The organism is Salinimicrobium oceani, from assembly GCF_012037645.1.
The window spans coordinates 1-289 of the sequence record NZ_JAAVJR010001592.1; the positions used below are offsets into that span (position 1 = coordinate 1).

Here is a 289-nt window from a genome sequence, read left to right on the forward strand (position 1 = left end):
TGAATATTTAAATTGTCAATGGTCTGAATCTGATAAGATTGAATTTCAAAATAAGGAAGAAAATACTGCTGTAACAGAATTACATTTTGGATCTGGAATGGGAATTAGGAATGGCTGGGAATTATGGGAAGGAAAAAACCGGATTGCAAGATACTTTAAAAGGAAAGGAATCTCCCATCCAGATGATATGTCTTCAATAATACTAACCTCCTTCCATAGAACTCTAAATAATAGACCGATTGACCTTAATGGACAAATAAGTTACCACAAAAAATATTGGGATGATTTA

1 protein-coding gene is annotated in these 289 nt (G+C 32.5%); it reads left to right on the forward strand.

From position 1 onward, the window contains the following. Nucleotides 1-289: DUF6794 domain-containing protein (locus HC175_RS23205; RefSeq protein WP_168140102.1), on the forward strand; the 289-nt coding region annotated here is incomplete at both ends.